The organism is Arthrobacter sp. MDT2-34-1, from assembly GCF_059091365.1.
Genome location: NZ_JBNHGO010000001.1, coordinates 1,455,421 through 1,476,622 on the forward strand (window position 1 = coordinate 1,455,421; position 21,202 = coordinate 1,476,622).

Here is a 21,202-nt window from a genome sequence, read left to right on the forward strand (position 1 = left end):
GCATGCACGCCTCCGCCTTCGATTTCCACACCGAACGAACCGCCGTCGTCTTCCAGGACAAGCCGCTCGCGTTCCTCTCCCCCGCCCTCACCCGCGCGTATGTGGCCGCGCGCGCATCGGAACGCCAGTTCGTGGTGATGACGCCCAGCACCGGCAAGCTGACGCTGCCGCTGTACCAGCTGCTGCAGCGCGAGGGCTGCATCTGGATGGCCAGCGCCGCGGACGGCACGTTCTACAACGGGTTCACCGGCCAGCAGTACCGTTGGGGCGGGGACGTCTTCGCCGCCGAGGAACAGTTGGCACCGGACTACCTCCAGGCACCGGCCGGATCCGACGGCGTGATCCAGGCCCGCGGCGAGATCCTGCATCCGGCCAGCGCATCCACCCGCATCGGCGACTTCACCGCCGCGTTGTTCACCGAGCTGACCGGCGCCGGGCCGCTGGGCTGGGGCATCCACGAGCCGGTCAGCGAACCGTGGGACGTTGCCGACCTCACCGACTACTGCTTCCGTCTCGCGCCGATGACCGGCAACATCGTCGTGGTCGGCCGTCCCCGCCCCGGCACGGAGGTGCCGTCCATCGGCGTGCTCACCGTGACGCGCTCGTCGACGGGTGTGCACGAGTCGGTGGAGCTGTTCTGCGAATCGGTGGACCCGCTCAGCGACGACGAGCTGGCCTCCTTCGGTTCGGCCATGCACCGCGCCCACGCCCGCACCGCGCTGGCCGGGCACACCGTGCTGCTGGACCGGCTGGCCTTTCCGGCGCGCTTCACCGGCGTCAGCGTCCCCGCCTGCTCGTTCTTCGGGCCGGAGGCGCTGGCGCAGTTCGGCCCGCAGCAGGCCCTGGCCGCCGCCGGCGACCGCGCGCGGCTGGTGGGCGTCCCGCCGCTGCAGTCGCTGGCCGTCACGTACCACCGCGATCCCTCCGGGGGCCGCCAGCATCCGCTCGACGAATTCAGCGACCTGGTGGGAAAGCTGGCCGGCGGGAAGTTCTGACGGCCGCGGCTGCGCGGGGGTACGGTGGGTGGAATAGAACCCACCGACCGGAGGTTGTCGCCAGCGTGTCCATGAACGACGGCGGTGCCACCTCGGAGCCCTCTTCTCCCGCCCGCGTGGCCGGGAGCCAGGATGGCGGCGCCAGCGCTGCGTCCCGCGGGGGGCGGGACACCGAGACCCGGGCCGGCATGGCCTACGGCCTCTCGGCCTACGGCCTCTGGGGCATCCTCCCCCTGTACTTCACCGCGCTGATACCCGCCGGCCCGCTGGAGATCGTCGCCAACCGGATTGTCTGGTCGCTGCTGTTCTGCTTCCTGCTGATCACGGCGCTGCGCGGCTGGCGCACCTTCGGCGCCGCGCTGGGCAACAGGCGCACTTTCGGGACGTTGTCCCTGGCCGCGGGCCTCATCGCGATCAACTGGTTGACCTACGTGTTCGCGGTGCTGAACGGACACGCCATCGAGGCCGCGCTGGGATACTTCATCAATCCGCTGGTCTCCGTCCTGCTGGGGGTCATCCTGCTGAAGGAACGGCTGCGCCCGGCGCAGTGGGCCGCCATGGGCGTTGCCTTCGCCGCCGTGCTGGTGCTTGCCTTCGGGTACGGCAATGTTCCGTGGATTGCCCTGATCCTGGCGCTCAGCTTCGGGTTCTACGGCCTGGTCAAGAAGAACATCGGCGGCCGCGTCGACGCCGTCACCAGCCTGAGCGTGGAAACGCTGGTGCTGACCCCGGTCTCCGTGGCCGTCATGCTCATCCTGATGGCCGGCGGCCAGGCAACCCTGCTCTCCGAAGGCGGCGGCCACTTCTGGCTGATGGCCGCCAGCGGCCTGATCACCGCGCTGCCCCTGTTGTTCTTCGGCGCCGCCGCCCGCCGGCTGCCGCTGAGCACTGTCGGCATGCTGCAGTACCTGGCCCCGCTCCTGCAGTTCATCATCGCCCTCGTCTTCCTGCACGAGCCCATGCCCTTGGAACGCTGGATCGGTTTCGGCCTGGTCTGGCTCTCCCTGGCCATCCTGACCACGGACATGGCCGTGGCCCTGAAGCGGGCGCCCAAGGCCGGCGGGGAGCCGGCGGCCGCCCAGGCACCCCAGCCGCCGGCGGCGGCTTAGAGGCCGGACAGCCCGTCGTGCGTTGACCAGAAGTCGGACATGGGTCGGGGCCGGCCCAGGGTGAGCGCTTCCAAGTAGAGAAGATGCGCGTGCCAACCGGGCAGGTAATTGACCGCTTCGCTCCCCAGCCCGTCGTGGGCCAGGTTCAGGGTGGTCGTACTGCCGACCGGGGTGAGGGTGATCCGCACCTGCGAAGGCGGCTCGTCCGGAAAGTCCCACGTCATGTGCAGCAGTTTTTCCGGTTCACATTCCAGAATCCGGCTGGTACAGCAATAGTTTTCCGCGTGCTGGATGGTCACCACATCCCCGCCGACGAACCGCCCGGAAGTTAACTTCCCCAGCCAATGAGGCAAGGCTTCCGGGTCTGTCAGCCCCCACCAAAGGCGGGCCGCGGGCACCGGCATGGACCACCTGTGGGACACGTGTCCCTTCGCCGCGTGAACGGCACGACTTAGGAGAGGCATACCCGGAGGCTAACGCACCCTCGGGCACTTCGGGCTCTGCCGCTTCGGTCCGTCCCGCCGGGCAGGCCCCGCACTAGTATCGGATCGCGTCGATCACCTTGACCCGCACGGCCACCACCGCCGGGATCAGGCCGGCCAGTGCGCCGACGGCCGTCGCGGCGCCGATGCCCAGCAGCGCCGCTTCCACCGGGAACGGCGGCAGTTCGCTGATGCCCTGGGCGATCAGGTCCTGGATCCACGGGCTCTTCACCACGGCGACGGCGAGCATCACCCCCGCCACGCCGGCCACGAACGTCGCGACCACCGATTCGAGCATGACGCCGAAGAAGATCCGGCCGGAGGTCGCCCCGAAGCTGCGCCGGATGCCGATTTCCCGCACCCGGTACCTGACCGTCACCATCGAAATGTTGAGCAGTCCCACGGCGCCCAACAGCAGCACCAGGCCGGCGATGCCGCCTACCGCCCACTGGATGCCCTCGAACGGGTCGCCCCAGGCGGCATAGTCGCTGCGGTACACATTCGCCTGGGCATCGGGGAACTGGGCCTGAAGGTCACCGGCGATCGCCGCGCTCAGGCCCGGCTCGAGCTCGACCGGGAGCCACATTTCCAGCACGGGAGGAGGACCTGCCTCCCCGCCGAGGCCCCAACGCTCGTATTGGTTGGTGAGCATCATTGCTTGGGCCATGGCTTCCTGGTGGAAGTCCGGCATCACTCCCACCACGGTGGCCGCGATCGGCCGCTGCTGGAAGATCTGCACCACGGGGTTCAGCGCCAGGTCCGGTGCACCCAGCTGCCGGTGGAATGCTTCGTTGATGATCACCGCCGGCGCAAGCGCCGCGGCGTCGGCTTCCGTGAACCAGCGGCCGGTGACCAGGTTGACCCGCCGCATCTCGCCGTAGCTGCGGTCCACCACCGTGGTCTCGGCCGTCATGACGCCGTGGGGGAACTGGAAGGGAACCTGGGCGAAGGCCCGGCGGCTCGCGTATTCCACGCCGTAGCGTTCCACGAGCCCCTCGAAGGCGGCCTGCCGGACCGCCGGTTCTTCGGTTCCTGTCGGCAGGTGGACCTCAGCCGTCACGGTCGCTGCGCGGCCTCCGGATTGTTCCTGCCCCTGCACGATGCCTTCCCTGGCCATGTTGCCGAGCCCGACGACGGTGGTCAGGGCCGCGACGGACAGCGCCACGCCGATCAAGGCCAGCAGGACCCGGGTCTTGTGGATGCGCAGCTCGGCCCATGCCTCGACCAGGAGGGCAACGGCGCCGGTCATGCTGCCTGCTCCGAAGCGTGCAGAATCCCGTCGCCCAGCCGATAGTGCCGCTGGGCCAGGACCGCCACGTTTGCATCGTGCGTGATGGTCACCAGGGCCGCACCCGACTCCCGAACCACCTCGTCCAGCAGGGCCATCACGTTTTGCCCGGTTTCGATGTCCAGGGCGCCGGTAGGCTCATCGGCAAGAATCAGCCTGGGCGAGCGCACCAGCGCCCGCGCGATGGCGATCCGCTGCTGCTCACCGCCGGAGAGCCTGTGCGGTTTCTCCCCCAGCCGGTCGCCCAGGCCGACCCGATCGAGCATTTCGGCGGCCAGCCGCTCGCGCCGCCAGAATTGCCGGCCGCGGGCATAGAGCAGCGGGGTCATGACGTTTTCCAGTGCTGTACGGCCCGGCAGAAGGTTGAACTGCTGGAAGATGAATCCCACGCGGGCACCGCGGGCCATGGCGCGCTGCTTTTCCCCGAGGGACGAAACCGCCCGCCCCTCGAAGAACATCTCGCCGGTGCTCGGCACATCCAGCAGGCCCAGGATGTTCAGCAGGGTGGACTTTCCCGACCCGGACCGGCCGACTATCGACACGTGCTCGCCGGTACCGATGCTCAGCTCGATGCCCTGCAGGATGTGCAGCGGGCCGCGGTCCGGGATGTGCACACTCCGCGTCACTCCCTGCAACTCCAGCAGCGGGGCCCCCGCCGCCGCAGCGCTCATCCGCCCACCATGCCGAAATCGCCTTCCATCCCGGGCATCATCTGGTCCCCCGGCGCGCCGGGAATGAACTGCAGGACCAGGTCGCCCTCGTCCAGCCCGTCGACGATCTCCACCTGCATCCCGTCGGTCAGTCCCAGGGCGACCGGGCGCTCAACCGGTGTCCCGCCGTCGTCCTCCACCACCCACACCAGGCCGGTGTCCACCGATCCGCGGACCGCCGTGGTGGGCACCACGATCACGTTCTCGGCGGTTCCGGCCGTGATATCGATCGTCGCGCCCAGCCCGGGGAAAACCCTGACATCGGCCGGTACGGCGCAGTTGACAGTGCCCGTCGCCGCCGGGGCCGCCGGCCCGAACGGATCCCCGGGCTGCTCCGGCACCGGTCCCGGGGCGCCGGCTGCCGGGCTCTCCCCGACCGTCACGGCCTTGCACTCGAAGGGAGCCGGACCGCCCATGACGGTCACGGTGGCGGAACTGGGGCGGTCGAGCAGCCGGAACTGCTGCTCGGCGGTCAGTGTCCCGGTCACCGAAAAGGTGCCCGGGGAAATGACGGCTGCTTCGGCACCGACCGAGACCTGCTGGTCCACCAGCACGGACAGGTCGGTCAGCTTGCCGGCGGCCGGGGCCACCACGTTCACGTAGGTATACGCCGGGGCAGCCGGTAAGGCCGGTTCATCCTCCGGATCCGGTTCGAGCGAAACCTGCTGCACGGCGTCGGGTTCCACCGGCTTCTGCACCTGGAACAGCGCATCACCCTTGGCCACGTTCGCGCCGGCCTCTACGAAGAGGTGGTTCACCGTGCCTTCCGCCGTGCTGCGCACGGTCACGGCCGGGTCGCCGGCAACCGATCCCTCGAGCTGGACCACGTTGATCACCGTGCCCACGGCCGCGGGTACGCTGGGCGTGACCAGGCGGGCCGAAGGCTGCTGGTCGACCGCCTCCGCGCGCATGCCATCCACGAAGGCGAGCTTGAAGAGCGCGGCAGCTATGACGGCGAAAATCGCCAGCCAAACCACCGGCAGAACGTAGCGGCGCACAGCACTCATGCAGAATCCCCCTCGTCGACGTGCGCCTGAGGCGCGTCACGGCGGGAAGCTGACACATGACGTGAGACAAACACCCGCTTGTGACGGAGGCTACCAGTGCCGGATGGCGGCGGGCGGCCAAGACACGGCCGCTACCGGCGGCCAGGGCGGAGACCGGAACCGCCCGGCGCCGCAACAGTCACGGCAGCGGCCTGCCGGCGGCCTGATCCGGAGCCCCCCGGCGATCCCCCGCGTTCCCCGCACCCCTTAGTCCCGCACCCCGTCCACCTCCTGCGGAACCACCACCATGGGCACCGGCAGCGAACGCAGGACCTTGTACGCCGTGGCACCGAGGAACAGGCGGTTGTGCTGGGCGAGCCGGCTGGATCCCATGACCACCAGTTCCCCGTCGTCCCAGTCCAACGAATCGATGGCCTCTTCGATGTTGCGCCCATGGGCCACGGTCACCGTGGCGTTGCCGGGAGGCAGCTCGGTGGCGGCCTGGGCCAGCACGGAGTTCGCGTGCAGGTGGGCACTGTGGATAGCCTCGCCGCTGTCCGGCTCTTCACGGGTGTCCAGGGAGACCAGGGAAACCAGGCGCAGCTGCAGGCCGCGGCGCGAGGCCGCGTTCAGGGCAACGTCCCGGGCGGCCTGCGCGCCCTGCCGCTCGCCGATGAACGCGGTCAGCCGGGTCAGCGGCTCTGTCCGCTGGTACCCGCGGGGCGCCAACGCCACCGGAATCGGCGAGGCGTGCAGGAGGGCATTGGCCACGCTGCCCACCGTGAAGCGTTTAAACAGGCTGTTGCTGCTGGCACCGATGACGATCAGCCTGGCGCCGGCTTCCTCGCCCGCCGCGATCAGCCCTTCGGCGAACGATTCGGCGGACCGTACCTTGAATTCGGCGTTGACGTCTGCCGGGACCAGCTTCAGGGCCTCGCGGCGGGCGGTGAGGACTTCCTGCTCGCTGGCGCTGACGCGGCTGCCTTCGGGATTCAACGCCACGTAGGGGGCGCTGTCTGCCACCACATAGACGATATCCAGCCCCGTCCCCTGCGTTCGGGCGATTGCCACGGCCAATGCCACGGCATCGGCTCCCCGCTCGTCCGGCTGGTATCCCACCACATAACGCATGCAAACTACCCCTGTCCCTGTCCGTGGAGCAGCGGATGCGACGGTGCCGGCAACATCCGCACCCCGTGACGCGATGATGGTTCCGACTCTAACCCGAGACCGCCGGCGGCAACAGGCCGGGAGCAGGACGGGGCGGGCGGCCGGAGCGACCTCCAGAACGGCCGCGGGCGGCCGCCGGAAACCCTCGCTGGCGAGGGATCCGGCAGCCGCCCGTTCGGACGCTGCCCGTACTAGGCCGCCGCCACCTTGCGGATGGCTGCTTCCAGCACGTCCAGGGCGTCGGCCAGCAGCTCGTCGCCAATGACCAGCGGCGGGAGCAGGCGCACCACGTTGCCGTAGGTGCCGCAGGTGAGGATGATAACGCCTTCCTGCAGGCAGGCGGCCGCGATTTCCTTGGTGGCCTCGGCGTTGGGCTCCTTGGTGGTCGCGCCGGTGCCCGGCTTGACGAACTCCATGGCCAGCATGGCGCCGCGGCCGCGCAGGTCGCCGATGATGTCGACTTCCTCGGCCAGCTTCCGCAGCCGGCCCATGACCTGCTCTTCGATGTGGCGGGCCCGGGCGTTGAGGTCCTGGGTCTGCATGGTGTCGATGGCAGCCAGCGCGGCGGCGCAAGCCACCGGGTTGCCGCCGTAGGTACCGCCCAGTCCGCCCGGGTGCACGGCGTCCATCAGCTCGGCGCGGCCGGTAATGGCGGACAGCGGCATGCCTCCGGCGATGCCCTTGGCCATCGTGATGATGTCGGGCACCACGCCGTCGTGCTCCGAAGCGAACCAGGCACCGGTGCGCGCGAAACCGGACTGAACCTCGTCCGCGATGAACACCACGCCGTTGTCCTTGGCCCACTGGGCCAGCGCGGGGAGGAAGCCCTCGGCCGGGACAATGAAGCCGCCCTCGCCCTGGATGGGCTCGATCAGGATCGCGGCCACGTTCTCGGCGCCGATCTGCTTCTCGATCATCGTGAGGGCGCGGCGTGCCGCGTCCTCGCCCTTGATGTCGGCTTCCTCGCGGTACGGGTAGCTCATCGGCACCCGGTAGATCTCCGGCGCGAAGGGGCCGAAGCTGCCGGCCGGGCTGGACTTGTACGGGGTCGCCTTGGCGGTCAGGCCCATCGTCAGGTTGGTGCGGCCGTGGTAGGCGTGGTCAAAGGCGACGACGGCGGTGCGGCCGGTGGCAATGCGGGCCACCTTCACGGCGTTCTCCACGGCTTCCGCCCCGGAGTTGAACAGGACGGAACGCTTCTCGTGGTCGCCCGGGGTCAGCTCGGCCAGTTTTTCGGCGACGGCGATGTAGCCCTCGTAGGGGCTGACCATGAAGCAGGTGTGGGTGAACTTGGCGACCTGCTCCTGCACCGCGGCGACGACGGCGGGGTCGGAGGCGCCGACGCTGGTCACGGCGATGCCGGAGCCCAGGTCGATGAACGAGTTGCCGTCCACGTCGGTGATGATGCCGCCGTCGGCGTCGGCCACGTAGACCGGAACGCCGGAGGCGACGCCGCCGGCAACCACGGCGCTGCGGCGGGCGGCCAGTTCGGCGGACTTCGGGCCGGGGAAGCCGGCCGAGACGTCGCGCTTCTGCTCCAGCCGGAACTGGGGCTGGGTCGTCTGAGTGGTCATGATGTGCCTTTCACGTTGAGGGTGGGAATGCAGCGGACAGCCCGGAGGATCCGCACACTCGCATCGCAGCGGCAGCTTCGCGGGGGACCGGCGGACAGGCCGGGCCACGGGACGCCGAGCTCTACAGCGAGATTACGGTTCCCGGCCCGCAGCTGCCTATGGCGGCCCGCACAGCGAATGCGCAATGTTGCCGTGCAGATGGCCAGAGGCAGCGACGGCGGCGCCCGCCGGCACGGAGGCCGCAGGACGCCGCCGCGGCGGCCGTCGGGTTAGAGTTCCGGTGCGCGGTCCGCCGGCAGGGCACCCTCGTCTTCGGGGTGGCGGCTGAGGTTGACCAGGGCCAGTGCCAGGCCTCCCCAGACCGTCAGGATGGAAATGATCAGCATGACAATTGCTGCGGTACTCACGGCTGTGTCTCCTTCAGGGTGTGGGCATCCAGCTCCGGGTCGTTGGCCGCCGACTTCTTGCTCCAGGGAATCAGCGACAGGATGAAGCCGGCCACGATCAGGGACCCCGCCATGCCCCAGCCGAAGACGTTCACGAACCAGTCGGGCATGGGCGGGTCGCCGTAGCCTTCCTGGATCCTCTTGATCAGTTCGCTGATCAGGATGTAGCCCAGCACGATCGGCGAGACGATGCCGACCATGATCCGCCACCCTAGGCCCAGCTTGATGGACGAGACCTCGCTGACGTGTCCGCCCAGCAGCGGCAGCTTGCGGAATCCGTAGGTCACCAGCAGCACGGTCGCCAGGGCGCAGGCCATGATGCCGAAGCTGTTGACGAAGGCGTCGGTGACATCCAGCAGGTTCAGGCCGGTGGTGGTCGGGAACAGCAGGATGGAAATCAACGCCAGCGGGATGCCGACGCACCACGTGGTCTTGACCCGGCTCATGCCGAGCTTGTCTTGGACCGCGGAGATGATGACTTCGATGATGCTGATCAGCGAGGTGAATCCTGCGAACACCAGCGAGCCGAAGAAGAGCACGCCGAGCAGTCCGCCCAGCGGGGCCTCCGAAATGATGGTCGGGAACGCGACGAACGCCAGCCCGATCCCGCCGGCGGCAACGTCGCCGACCTCGGCGCCGGCGCTGAAGGCCATGAAGCCGACCGCCGCGAAGACGCCGAGGCCGGCCAGGATCTCAAAACCGGAGTTCGCGAAGCCCACCACGAACCCGGATCCGGTCAGGTCCGTCCGGTGCTTGAGGTAGGAGGCGTAGGTGACCATGATGCCGAAGGCAACGGACAGCGAGAAGAAGATCTGGCCGTAGGCCGCGGCCCACACCGTCGTGTTGGTGAGCGCACCCCAGTCGGGAGTGAAGAGCGCGTTCAGCCCGTCGGCCGCACCGGGCAGGAACAGGGACTGGACCACCAGGAGCAGGAACATGACCAGCAGCAGCGGCAGGAACACGATGTTCGCCCGTCCGATGCCCTTTTGGACGCCCGCGGCCAGCACCAGCAGCACCACCGCCCAGACAACCACCAGCGGGATGAGGACCGTGGGCACGAAGTCGAAACCGATGTTCACGTCCTTGCTCACCTGGAGGAACGATTCCATGAAGAATCCGGCGGGGTCGTCCCCCCACTCCTCGGTGACGGAGTAGATCATGTACATCGCCGCCCAGGCGATGATGACGGCGTAGTAGACGCAGATGACGAAGCAGATGGCCACCTGCCACCACCCCAGCCCTTCGGCGCCTCGCGCCAGCCGGCGGTAGGCCAGCGGGGCGGAGCCACGGTGGCGGTGTCCGACGGCGTAGTCCAGGAACAGCAGCGGGATGCCCGCGGTCAACAGCGCCACCAGGTAGGGAATGATGAAGGCGCCGCCGCCGTTTTCGTAGGCGACGTACGGGAAGCGCCAGATGTTGCCCAGGCCGACGGCGGAGCCGATCGCCGCGAGGATGAACACCTTGCGGGTGGACCACATCTCGCGCTTGGGCTTGGCGCCCAACGCTGCCTGCGGGGTACGGGTACTCATGAAGGGACCTCACGGTGTAGGGCTGGCAGTGGTGTGACGCGTGTGACGCCGCCGACCATCCTAGCGCCGTGGGGCGGCTGCCCCGAAAACCGGCCCGGCCCCATGGCGCGACGCGAGAGCACTGGAGCCTCGGTGCCCGCCCCGTCGCCCGGCGGGCCGCTCCGCGCCGCTCGTTGACGAATAGTGCACCTGCACAACGGCGGCCCGTATAGTGAAGGCATGGCTGTCACTCTCGCCAAACTCTTGGCCTCCCCCGCGCTGCACCTGAAGCTGGTGGGTACCGCGCAGGGCGACCCGGACGCGCCGATCACCTGGGTGGCTTCGACCGAGCTCGAGGACCCGTTGCCCTTCCTGACCGGCGGCGAAGTGGTGCTGACCACCGGCCTTCGGCAGAAGACCGCTGCCGCGCAGCGCCGGTTCGTGGAGCGGGTGCACGAGGCCGGCGCGGTCGGCATGGGCTTCGCGCTCGGGCTGACGCACCGCCGGGTTCCGGCGGGCGTGCTCGCCGCCGCGAACCAGCTGGAGCTTCCGGTCTTCGAAGTTCCCTACGAGACACCCTTCGTGGCGATCAGCAAGATGGTCGCCGACGCCATTTCCGCCGACCATTACAACCGCCTGGAGCACCTCCTCAAGGACCACCAGGCGCTGGCCGCCTCGCTGTTGGGCGGCGGCGGCCTCCCCGCGCTCCTGCGCACCCTGTCGGCGATGGTGGGCACCGACGTCGTGCTCTCCCAATACGGGACCCGGCTGTACGGAACCGGCGGCGGCGAGGAAAACGGCTGGCATGAGCTTCCCATCGCCACCGGCCTGAAGGACCGCTGCACGCTGGCCCTGGGCAAGCCGTACGAGCGCAACGCCATCGTGGACTACGCGCAGAGCCTGATCAGCCTGGAATTGAGCAACCAGGCGCACCGCCGCGCGGCCGACCGCAGTTCCGTGGGCCAGGTGCTGCTGGACGTGGTGCGCGGGGTGCTGCAGGGCGGTGACGCCTCCCTGCGGCTGAGCAACGTGGGGATCGACGCCGGACGGCGCCAGTTGGTGGTCATGGTGCAGGTGGCCGCCGCCCAGCGCCGCGCGCTGCCCACGCTGCCGCTGCCCGCCGCGTTCGACGGCGTGGTCACCGGCCTGGTCGACGAGCGGCTGGTGCTGGTGGTGCAGGGCGCCGAATCGGGCGAGGCGCTGGGCCGGGAGCTGAGTGCGTACCTGCAGAACGCGGGCTTCGCCGCCACGGTCGGGGTGGGCGGCAGCTATGCGCAGGCGAACGGGCTGCGCTGGAGCTACTTCGAGGCCAAGGAGGCGGTGGGCCGGGGCGAGCGGCTGAACGTGCCGCAGCGGCTGTCCCTGACCTCCCTGCTGCTGGCGTCGGAAGACGTGCCGCTGGCCGATCTTGCGGCCGAGGCACTCGACCCGCTGGCCGAGTTCGACGCGGCCCACGACGCGGCGCTGCTGCCCACGCTGCAGGCCTATCTGGAGCTCAACGGCTCGGTGGCGGCCGTGGCCGAGGAGCTGGGCCTGCACCGGAACTCCGTGCGCTACCGGCTGTCCCAGATCGTGGAGCTGACCGGTTACGATCCCGCCCTCACCGCGGACCGGGTGCACCTGTGGCTTGCCCTGACGGTGCGGCGGCTGGGTTCGGTGTCCCGGACGAAGGGCTAGCCGGCCGGTCCCTTGCCAATACCCGGTGCAGACACAAGGCTGGGGGCATGGGACACGAGACGCACGAAAGCCGGACGGTCACCTGGCTGGGAAGCGACGATCCCCAGCGCGCCGACACGGCGACCCTGAACCTGGAACCGGAGCGCCTGAGCGCCCACGGCGCCTCCCGCACCGCAGGCTACGCCGCCAGCTGGTCCCTCACGACCACCGGCAACTGGTTCACCGAAAGCCTCACGGTTTCCGTCCACGGGCGGGGCTGGAGCCGGCATCTGGTGCTGGACCGCGCGCCCGACGGCAACTGGAGTGCCGCGACCAGGGTGTCCGGGGACAGCGACCTGCCGGAACCGGGGATCGCCGATCCGGACTCCCTGGTCGGGGCGGTGGACTGCGACCTGGGTTTGTGCCCGGCCACCAACACGATGCCGATCCTGCGGCTGGGCCTGGTTCACGACGCCGACGCCGCCGCGGAACTGACGGTCGCGTGGGTGGAGATGCCGAGCCTGCGCGTGCTCGGCCAACAGCAGATCTACAGCGGCTCCCGCGCCTACGACGACCGCACGGGCACCGCCGCGGTCACCTACACCTCCGGGGACTTCAGCGCCGAGATCGTGGTGGATTCGGACGGCATCGTCATCGACTACCCCGGTTTGGCCACCCGCCGCCGGGACTGACGACGGGCCGTCCGAGGGCACCGGCGGGCCGTGTGTGCCGCCGTCGCCGTCCAGCGCAGTCGGTGCCGCCGCATAGGATGGAACCAAGCCTCCAATCAACCGTTCCAGGGAGAAACCATGCCCGAAATGTTCGTGGACAAATTCCGTGCCCTCGTGCCCAAGTACCTGGACCGGAAGTGGACCGAGGACGACGGCCTCTCCTACGACGAACTCGAAGGGCTGCTGGGCGCCCACAAGTTCCAGGTCCCGCAGGCGCTGGTGGAGTTCTACCACGCGCTCGGGGGCTGCGAAGACCTGATGGAGGCGCACGACTTCTTCTTCGACCCGGACGAACTGGAGATCGAAGGCGGCTACCTGCTGTTCCTGGACGAGATGGACGAAGAAGCGAACTGGGGTTTCAAAACCGAACACCTGGACGTGCCGGACCCCATCGTCTGGATCCGCACGAACGGCCCGAAGCCGCAGTGGCAGAGCGAGGAGGCGACCTTCAGCGAGTTCGTCTTCGAGATGTTTGAGTGGGTCTTCGGCGACGACGACGAAGAGGAAGACTGAGCCACCGGCCGGTTCAGCGGCTCTCGGCCGCCAGGGCGACGCCGAAACCGACCAGCACGATGCCCGTGATCCGGTCGATGGAACGCGTCACGGCCGGAGTGCGCAGCCACTTCCGGGCCGCATGCGTGCCCCAGATGATGGCCGAGAAGAACACCAGCCCCTCCAGGTTGTGCACCAGGGCCAGCAGAATGCCCATCAGCGCCGGGGAGACGCCCGGCGGGATGAACTGCGGGATCATCGCCACATAGAAGACGCCGACCTTCGGGTTTAACAGGTTCGTCCCGACGCCGGTGAGCCACGCCCTGACGTACGACGCCGGAGCGGCCGGGGCGCCGGGGTCTGCGAGGCGCGTGGCAGGTTTTCGGAACGACCTCCACAGCATCCGGGTGCCCAGCCAGGCCATGTAAGCGGCGCCGGCCACCTTCAGCACCGTGAACGCCGTTTCCGAGGCGGCCAACAGGGCCGACGCCCCGACCGCGGCCGCGATGCCCCAGGCCAAGGCTCCGGTGTTGATGCCCAACGCCGTCGCGTACGCCCTGCCCCGGCCTTGGCTGACGGCTGAGCGCAGCACCAAAGCGGTATCCATCCCGGGAACCAGGGTCAGCAGGCCGGCCACCAGGGCGAAAGACACCAGTGCTTGTTCTACGGTCACCCGTTAGTCCCCGAAGGACGGCGCCGGCAGGGTTGGCATAGTCAAGGTGGACCCGTCGGTCAGACCTCGCGGTCCACGACGGCCTCGGCGAAGGCCGTCAGCGCGGCCTTGACTGTGCTCTCGGGCAGCGGGGCAAGGGAGGCCTTGGCGGCGTCGGCCCATTCGCCCGCGATGGCCCAGGCCTGGGCGGTGACCGGATGCCCGCGCAGCGCGGTGACGGCGTCTGCCAGGGCCTGGTCCGACGTCAGGTCCGCGTCCACCAGGTCCAGCACGGCGGCGGCGGACGCGTCGCCGTCGGCCGCGGCCTGGCGCAGCAGCAGGACCGGCAGGGTGGGGACGCCCTCACGCAGGTCGGTGCCCGGGGTCTTGCCGGACTTGGCCTTGAGGCCGGTCACGTCGATCACGTCGTCGGCCAACTGGAACGCCACGCCCACCTTCTCGCCGTATTCCAGCATCACGTTCACGGCCTGCTCGCCGGCTCCGGAGAACATGGCGCCGAGCTGGCCGGACGTGGCGATCAGCGAGGCGGTCTTGTCCGCGATCACTGAGAGGTAGTGTTCCACCGGATCCTCGTCCTCGCGCGGGCCGACGGTCTCGTGCAACTGTCCCAGGCAGAGCCGCTCGAAGGTGCGCGCCTGGATGCCGACTGCTTCGGGCCCCAGCTGGGACACCAGCAGCGAGGCGCGGGCGAAGATCAGGTCGCCGGCGAGGATGGCCACCTGGTTGCCCCACACCTCGTGCGCGGTCGGGGCGCCCCGGCGGTACGGCGCGGAATCCATCACGTCGTCGTGGTAGAGCGTGGCCAGGTGCGTCAGTTCAACGACGACGGCGGCCTGCACCACGTCGGGAACGGAGCCGTTGCCCAGCTGCGCGGCCAGGATGGTCAGCAGCGGACGGATCCGCTTCCCGCCGGCTTCCACGAGATGGCGGCTGGTGGCGTCGGCGAACGGATCGGAGTGTGCGATGGCCGCGCGCAACTGCTTCTCCACGCGCGCCAGGGCGGTGGAAACCGCGGGACCGAGCTCGGCGTCCTGGGCCACCGGGGCGAAGCCGTCCGGCAGGTTCAGGCTGGTGGCAAGGGCGGCAGTCGCGGTATCCAGCTCCGGCGACTGCGGCGGGTTCTGGCCGGCGGGAGTCCAACTCGGTTTGGCGTCAGTCACTGTTCAACACTAACTAATCGTGGGGGCGGTATGGCCGGCCGGTTTGTGGCCGCCGGCCTGGTTCGATGCCGGCGGCGTCAGTTGCTCCAGCAGATGAATAACTCTATCCTCAAATCCCTTGCCGCCCGAGTCGGTCAAATTGGCCAGCATCCGCACCACGAAGCGCATCAACGGCGGGACCGGCATTCCGGTCCGCAGGGCCAGTTTCATGATGGCCGGTTTGCCGATCAGCTGGGCGAAGATCCGGCCCAGCGTGAAGTGGCTGCCCCAGTGCCCGCGGATGATGTCCGGGTAGCGGGCCATCGCGGCGTCGAACCCGGCCATGCTGAGCAGCTGCCCGCCGGTCCCGGACAAACGGCCGTGCGCGTCGGCGATCAGCTCGGCCGCGTAGCGGGCGGACTCCATGGCGTAGGAGATGCCCTCTCCGTTAAACGGGCTGACCATGCCGCCGGCGTCGCCGAGCAGCAGCAGGCCGGGGCTGTAGTGCGGCGTCCGGTTGAACCCCATCGGCAGGGCCGCACCGCGGACCTGTCCCACCTGGTTTTCCTCGGTGAAGCCCCACTCCGCCGGCATGCCGGCGGTCCACTCGCGGAGCACCTGCCGGTAGTCCAGCTTGCCGAAGGACTTGGACGAGTTGAGGATGCCCAGGCCCACGTTGGATGTGCCGTCGCCGACGCCGAAGACCCAGCCGTAGCCGGGCAGCGGGTTGCCGGCCGCGTCGGGGAGTTCCAGCCATCCCTCCATCCAGTCGTCGTCGTGCCGGGGCGAGGTGAAGTAGGTACGGACGGCCACGCCCAGCGGCCGGTCGTCGCGCTTCTCGATGCCCAGGCTCAGGGCGGTGCGGGTGGAGTTGCCGTCGGCGGCCAGCACCACGTCGGCGAAGAAGTCCTTGGTCTCCCCGGTCTTGCGTCCGCGCCCGTCCAGCACATTGGCGCGGACCCCGGTGACCCGTCCGGCCTCGTCCCGGAGGGCGGTGGAAACGGAGTGGCGTTCCAGCACGACGGCGCCGGCGGCCGCCGCGTGACGGGCCAGTTGCTCGTCGAAGCCCATCCGGGTGCGGATCAGGCCGTAGTCCGGGAAGTCGCTTAGTTCCGGCCAGGGCAGCTCAAGCTGCCGGCCGCCGGCGATCAGCCGCAGCCCCCGGTTCCGGCGCCAGCCGGCGGATTCCTCGTGCGGCAGCCCCAGCAGTTGGACTTCGCGCACGGCGCGGGGCGTCAGGCCGTCGCCGCAAACCTTTTCGCGCGGGAAGGCCGTCTTTTCCAGCACGGTCACGTCCACGCCGGCGCGGGCGAGGTAGTACGCGGCCGTGGAACCGGCCGGCCCCGCCCCAACAATGAGAACTGACATGGCTACAGGGTGTGCCTGCTGCTCTGGCGCCGCAGCGCGGCCTGGGCCCGGGCGTTGGCCGCCTCGTCGCGGCCGGGCTTGACGGCCCGGTGCACGGCGACGATGCCGCCGGACAGGTTGCGGTAGGCCACGTCCTGCCAGCCTTCGCCGGTGATCCACTCGCCCAGCTGGTCCTGGTTGGGCCAGGCGCGAATGGACTCGGCCAGGTAGACGTAGGAGTCGGGGTTGGACGAAATCTTGGACGCGATCGCCGGCAGCGCGCGCATCAGGTACTCGGTGTAGACGGTGCGCCAGACCGGGAGGGTGGGGTGCGAGAACTCGGCGATCACGAGCCGGCCGCCGGGCTTGGCCACGCGCAGCATTTCGCGCAGCGCCAGTTTCGGATCGCTGACGTTGCGCAGGCCGAAGGAGATGGTCACGGCGTCGAAGGAGTTGTCCGCGAAGGGCAGATTGGTCGCGTCCCCGGCCACGAAGTCGATGTCGGGGCGGCGGCGCTTGCCGACGCGCAGCATGCCCAGGGAGAAGTCACACGCGACCACGTGGATGCCGGCATCGGCATAGGGTTCGCTGGAGGTGCCCGTCCCGGCGGCCAGATCCAGGACCTTCTGGCCACGTTCGGCGTCCACCGCGTCCACCACGATCCGGCGCCACCGGCGGGTCTGGCCCATCGACAGCACATCGTTAACCAGGTCGTACTTCGGCGCCACGTCATCGAACATGGCGGCTACTTCATCCGGGCGCTTCTCCAGCGATGCACGATTCACTGGGCCATTGTCTCAAAGACCGGCGGCCGCCCGCGAACCCGGGCTTCGCGGGCGGTGGCGTTTGCCGGGCAGAGTAGGCTTAATGACCATGACCTCCCCCCTGTCCCCCTCGTCCGGCCTGCCCGGAACCGGGCCTGCCGCAGCGGCCGGCCGCACGGAACCGGAGGCCGCTGACCGGTTGCCCCGCGGGACCCTGCGCGGCATCACGGTCGAGTGGCCCGCGGTGCCCGACACCCAAGGGCTCATGGAGTATCTGGTGCGCGACGACGTGCTCTGCTGGGTGCGGCGCGAGGGCGGGCTCGCCGGCTTCGGCGAGATCGCGCGGTTCACGGCCAGCGGGCCGGACCGCTTCCGGCGGGCGGCCGCATGGTGGCGCGGGATCCAGGCCACCGCCGACATCGACAACCGGGTGGGCGGCCCGGGAACCGGGCCGGTCGCCTTCGGCTCCTTCGCGTTCTCCTACACCTCGACCCACAGCTCCCGCCTGGTGGTGCCGGAGGTGCTGGTGGGCCTGGATGGCGACCGCGCCTGGCTCACCTATCTGACGTACGACGCCGATGCACACCTCAGCGCCGAGACGGCCGAGGCCGTGCTCGCGGGCTGGCTGGAAGAAATCTCGGTAGAGCGCAGCCCCGATCCCGCCGACTCCCTCGTTCCGGGACAGGTCTCGGAGCAGGCGTACATGGATGCCGTCGCGGCCGGGGTCAAGCGCATCCAGGCCGGGAACCTGAGCAAGCTCGTCGTGGCCCGGGACGTGGTGGCCAATCTCGCCGCGCCCATCGCCACCGCCCAGGTGCTGCGCGAACTCGCGGCGCGGTACAAGGACTGCTGGACGTACTCGGTGGACGGGTTGATCGGCTCCACGCCGGAGATGCTGATCAAGGTGGAGAATAACGTGGCGCGCGCCCGCGTGCTGGCCGGCACGCTCGACCGCTCCCGGGCCCACGGCCACGCCGGCGAATCGGACACCGACTACGCCCAGCGCGTGCTCGCCGGCTCCGAGAAGCAGCTGCACGAGCACCGGATCGCCATCGACTCGCTCACCCGCAAACTCGAGCCCTTCACCACCGCGATGAGTTCGCACAGCGAGCCGTTCGTGCTGGAGCTGCCCAACGTATGGCACCTGGCGTCCGACGTCTCGGCCGAGCTGGCGCACGACGGCGGGCAGCCGCCGTCGTCGTTGGAACTGGCCGAAGCTGTGCACCCCACCGCGGCCGTGTGCGGCACCCCCACCGAGGTCGCCGGCGCCCTGATCCGCGAACTGGAGCAGATGGACCGCGGGCCGTACGCCGGCCCGGTGGGCTGGACCGACGGCGCTGGCAACGGTGAATGGGGCATCGCGCTGCGCGGCGCCGTGGTGGAGGGTCCCCAGCGGGTCCGGCTTTATGCCGGCTGCGGCATCGTGGACGGCTCCGATCCGGAGGCCGAGCTGGCGGAGACCTGGGCCAAGTTCCGGCCGATGATCGAGGCGCTCGGTTTGCGCCGCAGATAACTATTCACCGACAATCGGCACGGCCGGGGGCCAACCGGCCTCCCGCCGACTACGCTGTTTTCCAATAGGCAATGGCTGTAGCCTGTGGTGCATATCACCTGTTGCGGGCATTCCCGTTACACTTAAGCCGGATTTCCAACGAGACAAAGGTAGTAACTATGCGCAAAAACGCATCCAAGGCGGTCCAGGGGTTCTCCCTTCTGGCCGTGGCGGCACTCGCTTTGACCGCGTGCGGTGGTTCGGACGACGCCGGCGGCAACGGCGCCACGGGCACTGCCGGCGCGGGATCCGAGCTGCCCCTCGTCCAGCCGGGCACGCTGACCGTCTGCTCCGACATCCCCTACCCCCCGTTTGAGTTCGAAGAGGGCGGCAAGTACACGGGCTTCGACATCGACCTGATCACGGAGATCTCTTCGGAGATGGGCCTTGAGGTGGCCATCCAGGACGTCGGTTTCGACGCCCTGCAGTCGGGCGTCACCCTGGCCGCCGGGCAGTGCGACCTCGGCGCCAGCGCGATGACCATCACCGAAGACCGCAAGAAGAACATCGCCTTCTCCGACCCCTACTACGACTCGCTGCAGTCGCTGCTGGTCCCGAAGGACTCCGACATCAAGGCCGTGGGCGATCTCTCCGGCAAGAAGGTGGGCGTCCAGCAGGGCACCACCGGCGAGGCCTACACCCGGGAGAACGCGCCGGAGGACGCCGAAGTCGTCGCCTTCCCGTCCGATGCCGAGATGTACCAGGCCATCCAGGCCGGCCAGGTCGACGCCTTGCTGCAGGACCTGCCGGTGAACATCGGCCACACCGAGGACGGCAAGTTCACCATCGTCGAGGAGTACAAGACCGACGAGTCCTACGGCTTCGCGGCGAAGAAGGAAGGGTCCGAGGCCCTGGTCTCGGCCGTCAACGATGCCCTCTCGACGCTGCGCGACAACGGCAAGTACCAGGAAATCTACGACAAGTACTTCACCGAGTAGCAAGCCCTCCGGCCCCCGTTCCCGTGCGTGAAGCAGCGGGAACGGGGGCCGCCGACTTACAGCTGGAAGGCATCACCAGTGAAACCTTCGACCCGCCGCCGACTTTTCCGCGGGGTCCTTTACGCCATCTTCATCGCCGCCGTCGCCGCCGTCGCCCTGGTGGCCGATTGGGAGGCCATCCGCACGAGCTTCCTGAACCCGGAAGTCCTGGGTGAGCAGTTCCCCACCATCATCGTCACGGCGGCCAAGAACACGGTCGTCTACACCCTGATCGCCTTCGTCGGCGGCCTGCTTTTCGGTCTCCTTTTGGCGCTCATGAAGCTCTCGCCCGTGGCCCCCTACCGGTGGGTGGCGACCGCCTACATCGAGCTGTTCCGCGGCCTGCCTGCCCTGCTGGTCATCTTCGGCTTCGCCTTCGCGGTCCCGATCGCGTTCCAGTGGCGTCCGCCGGGAGGCAGCACCGGGGCCGGGCTGATCGGTCTGATCGTCGTCTCCGCCGCCTACATTGCCGAGACACTCCGCGCCGGCATCGAGGCCGTCCCCGCCGGGCAGCGGGAGGCGGCCCGCTCGCTGGGCATGAACCCGAGCTGGACCATGGTCTCCGTGGTGCTGCCGCAGGCGGTGCGCATCGTCACGCCGCCGCTGACCAACGAGCTGGTCATCCTGATCAAGGACACCTCTCTGCTCTTCATCGCCGGCATGGCCCTGGGCAATCGGGAACTCACGACTTTTGCCCGCGACGGCGTCTCCCAGTTCGCCAATGCCACTCCCCTGGTCGCCGCGGCGCTCATGTACCTGATCATCACCTTGCCGCTCACCCAGCTGGTCGCCTGGCTGGAGAAGCGCAACAACAGGAGCCGGTAACCCCATGACTGAAGAATCGCTGCGCCACGACAGGCCGGCCATCGAGGTCAAGGACCTCTGCAAGAACTTCGGCAACAACGAGGTCCTCAAGGGCATTGACTTTCATGTGAACCAGGGCGAAGTGGTCTGCGTGATCGGGCCCTCGGGCTCCGGCAAGTCCACCTTGCTGCGCTGCGTGAACCGGCTCGAGGAGCCCACCAGCGGCACCGTCCTGGTGGAAGGCGTGGACATCACCGACCCGGAAACGGACCTGGACCGGGTCCGTACCCGGATCGGCATGGTGTTCCAGCAGTTCAACCTGTTCCCGCACCTGAACGTCCTGGACAACCTCACCCTGGCCCAGCGCCGGGCCAAGAAGCGCGGCAAGGCCGAAGCCATGGAAGTCGCCCGGAAGAACCTGGAGAAGGTGGGGCTGGCAAACCGCGAGAACGCCTACCCCGCCCAGCTCTCCGGCGGGCAGCAGCAGCGGGTGGCCATCGCTCGCGCCCTGTCCATGAACCCGGACATGATGCTCTTCGACGAGCCCACCTCGGCGCTGGACCCGGAACTGGTGGGCGACGTGCTGGAGGTCATGCGCAAGCTGGCCGACGAGGGCATGACCATGATGGTGGTCACGCACGAGATGGGCTTCGCCCGCGAGGTGGGTGACCGCGTGGTCTTCATGGACGGCGGCGTGGTGGTGGAGCAGGGCAAGCCCGAGGACGTGCTGGCCAACCCGCAGCACGAACGCACCAAGGCGTTCCTCTCGAAGGTCCTCTGAGCAGGCTTAACCAGCACA

The 21,202-nt window shown here is 69.0% G+C and carries 21 protein-coding genes; 9 read left to right on the forward strand and 12 right to left on the reverse strand.

Annotated features, from left to right (window positions below):
• The first annotated feature begins 2 nt into the window (after window positions 1–2).
• Together AC5RVV_RS06750 and rarD are read left to right on the forward strand one after the other, a co-directional pair.
• Window positions 3–995, forward strand: a complete 993-nt coding sequence (locus tag AC5RVV_RS06750) for a DUF6177 family protein (RefSeq protein ID WP_494000576.1) — start codon at window positions 3–5, stop codon at window positions 993–995.
• A gap of 71 nt (window positions 996–1,066) precedes the next feature.
• Entirely contained in the window at window positions 1,067–2,104 is a 1,038-nt protein-coding gene (gene rarD / locus AC5RVV_RS06755; RefSeq protein ID WP_494001291.1) for an EamA family transporter RarD, read from the forward strand.
• Here rarD and AC5RVV_RS06760 read toward each other — a convergent pair.
• The 8 genes from AC5RVV_RS06760 to AC5RVV_RS06795 all read right to left on the reverse strand — a co-directional run bounded on the left by AC5RVV_RS06760 (window position 2,101) and on the right by AC5RVV_RS06795 (window position 10,289).
• Entirely contained in the window at window positions 2,101–2,568 is a 468-nt protein-coding gene (locus AC5RVV_RS06760; protein ID WP_494000577.1) for an SRPBCC domain-containing protein, read from the reverse strand. The genes rarD and AC5RVV_RS06760 overlap by 4 nt on opposite strands.
• Window positions 2,569–2,641: 73 nt before the next feature.
• Window positions 2,642–3,835 (reverse strand): ABC transporter permease, encoded by a 1,194-nt coding sequence (locus AC5RVV_RS06765; protein WP_494000578.1) that lies wholly within the window; start codon window positions 3,833–3,835, stop codon window positions 2,642–2,644.
• Entirely contained in the window at window positions 3,832–4,545 is a 714-nt protein-coding gene (locus tag AC5RVV_RS06770; RefSeq protein WP_494000579.1) for an ABC transporter ATP-binding protein, read from the reverse strand. Before AC5RVV_RS06770 ends, AC5RVV_RS06765 begins: the two co-directional genes overlap by 4 nt.
• Window positions 4,542–5,591, reverse strand: coding sequence for an efflux RND transporter periplasmic adaptor subunit (locus tag AC5RVV_RS06775; protein ID WP_494000580.1), 1,050 nt, complete (start codon window positions 5,589–5,591; stop codon window positions 4,542–4,544). Before AC5RVV_RS06775 ends, AC5RVV_RS06770 begins: the two co-directional genes overlap by 4 nt.
• A gap of 246 nt (window positions 5,592–5,837) precedes the next feature.
• A complete protein-coding gene (locus AC5RVV_RS06780) occupies window positions 5,838–6,701 on the reverse strand; it encodes a universal stress protein (protein ID WP_494000581.1) in 864 nt (287 codons plus the stop codon).
• Between the two features lie 230 nt (window positions 6,702–6,931).
• The gene (gene gabT, locus AC5RVV_RS06785) at window positions 6,932–8,314 is read right to left on the reverse strand and encodes a 4-aminobutyrate--2-oxoglutarate transaminase (protein WP_494000582.1); all 1,383 of its coding nucleotides are present in this window, start codon (window positions 8,312–8,314) and stop codon (window positions 6,932–6,934) included.
• A 269-nt stretch (window positions 8,315–8,583) separates the two neighbouring features.
• Entirely contained in the window at window positions 8,584–8,721 is a 138-nt protein-coding gene (locus tag AC5RVV_RS06790) for a methionine/alanine import family NSS transporter small subunit (protein WP_494000583.1), read from the reverse strand.
• Window positions 8,718–10,289, reverse strand: a complete 1,572-nt coding sequence (locus tag AC5RVV_RS06795; protein ID WP_494000584.1) for a sodium-dependent transporter — start codon at window positions 10,287–10,289, stop codon at window positions 8,718–8,720. The genes AC5RVV_RS06790 and AC5RVV_RS06795 overlap by 4 nt, the downstream gene beginning before the upstream one ends.
• A 219-nt stretch (window positions 10,290–10,508) precedes the next feature.
• Here AC5RVV_RS06795 and AC5RVV_RS06800 point away from each other — a divergent pair, with 219 nt between their 5' ends.
• From AC5RVV_RS06800 to AC5RVV_RS06810, 3 genes are all read left to right on the forward strand, one after another.
• Window positions 10,509–11,945: a PucR family transcriptional regulator gene (locus tag AC5RVV_RS06800; protein ID WP_494000585.1), complete on the forward strand. Its 1,437-nt coding sequence runs from the start codon at window positions 10,509–10,511 to the stop codon at window positions 11,943–11,945.
• 47 nt (window positions 11,946–11,992) lie between these two features.
• Entirely contained in the window at window positions 11,993–12,616 is a 624-nt protein-coding gene (locus AC5RVV_RS06805; protein ID WP_494000586.1) for a putative glycolipid-binding domain-containing protein, read from the forward strand.
• Between the two features lie 117 nt (window positions 12,617–12,733).
• A complete protein-coding gene (locus AC5RVV_RS06810) occupies window positions 12,734–13,168 on the forward strand; it encodes a hypothetical protein (protein WP_494000587.1) in 435 nt (144 codons plus the stop codon).
• A 13-nt stretch (window positions 13,169–13,181) separates the two neighbouring features.
• Here AC5RVV_RS06810 and AC5RVV_RS06815 read toward each other — a convergent pair whose 3' ends face one another.
• From AC5RVV_RS06815 to AC5RVV_RS06830, 4 genes are read right to left on the reverse strand one after another with little or no spacing between them, the layout of a single operon-like run.
• On the reverse strand, window positions 13,182–13,820 hold the full coding sequence (locus AC5RVV_RS06815) for a LysE family translocator (protein ID WP_494000588.1): 639 nt from the start codon (window positions 13,818–13,820) through the stop codon (window positions 13,182–13,184).
• A gap of 59 nt (window positions 13,821–13,879) precedes the next feature.
• On the reverse strand, window positions 13,880–14,980 hold the full coding sequence (locus AC5RVV_RS06820; protein WP_494000589.1) for a polyprenyl synthetase family protein: 1,101 nt from the start codon (window positions 14,978–14,980) through the stop codon (window positions 13,880–13,882).
• A gap of 9 nt (window positions 14,981–14,989) precedes the next feature.
• The gene (locus tag AC5RVV_RS06825; RefSeq protein ID WP_494000590.1) at window positions 14,990–16,327 is read right to left on the reverse strand and encodes a geranylgeranyl reductase family protein; all 1,338 of its coding nucleotides are present in this window, start codon (window positions 16,325–16,327) and stop codon (window positions 14,990–14,992) included.
• Between the two features lie 2 nt (window positions 16,328–16,329).
• Complete coding sequence (locus AC5RVV_RS06830) at window positions 16,330–17,091, reverse strand: demethylmenaquinone methyltransferase (RefSeq protein ID WP_494000591.1); 762 nt, start codon at window positions 17,089–17,091, stop codon at window positions 16,330–16,332.
• Between the two features lie 244 nt (window positions 17,092–17,335).
• Between AC5RVV_RS06830 and AC5RVV_RS06835 the strand changes: the two genes are divergently transcribed.
• The 4 genes from AC5RVV_RS06835 to AC5RVV_RS06850 all read left to right on the forward strand — a co-directional run bounded on the left by AC5RVV_RS06835 (window position 17,336) and on the right by AC5RVV_RS06850 (window position 21,184).
• Window positions 17,336–18,583: an isochorismate synthase gene (locus AC5RVV_RS06835; protein ID WP_494001292.1), complete on the forward strand. Its 1,248-nt coding sequence runs from the start codon at window positions 17,336–17,338 to the stop codon at window positions 18,581–18,583.
• A 158-nt stretch (window positions 18,584–18,741) separates the two neighbouring features.
• Window positions 18,742–19,560, forward strand: coding sequence for a basic amino acid ABC transporter substrate-binding protein (locus AC5RVV_RS06840; RefSeq protein ID WP_494000592.1), 819 nt, complete (start codon window positions 18,742–18,744; stop codon window positions 19,558–19,560).
• 78 nt (window positions 19,561–19,638) lie between these two features.
• Entirely contained in the window at window positions 19,639–20,424 is a 786-nt protein-coding gene (locus AC5RVV_RS06845) for an amino acid ABC transporter permease (RefSeq protein ID WP_494000593.1), read from the forward strand.
• A 4-nt stretch (window positions 20,425–20,428) separates the two neighbouring features.
• Window positions 20,429–21,184, forward strand: coding sequence for an amino acid ABC transporter ATP-binding protein (locus AC5RVV_RS06850; RefSeq protein WP_494000594.1), 756 nt, complete (start codon window positions 20,429–20,431; stop codon window positions 21,182–21,184).
• Window positions 21,185–21,202: the final 18 nt, after the last annotated feature.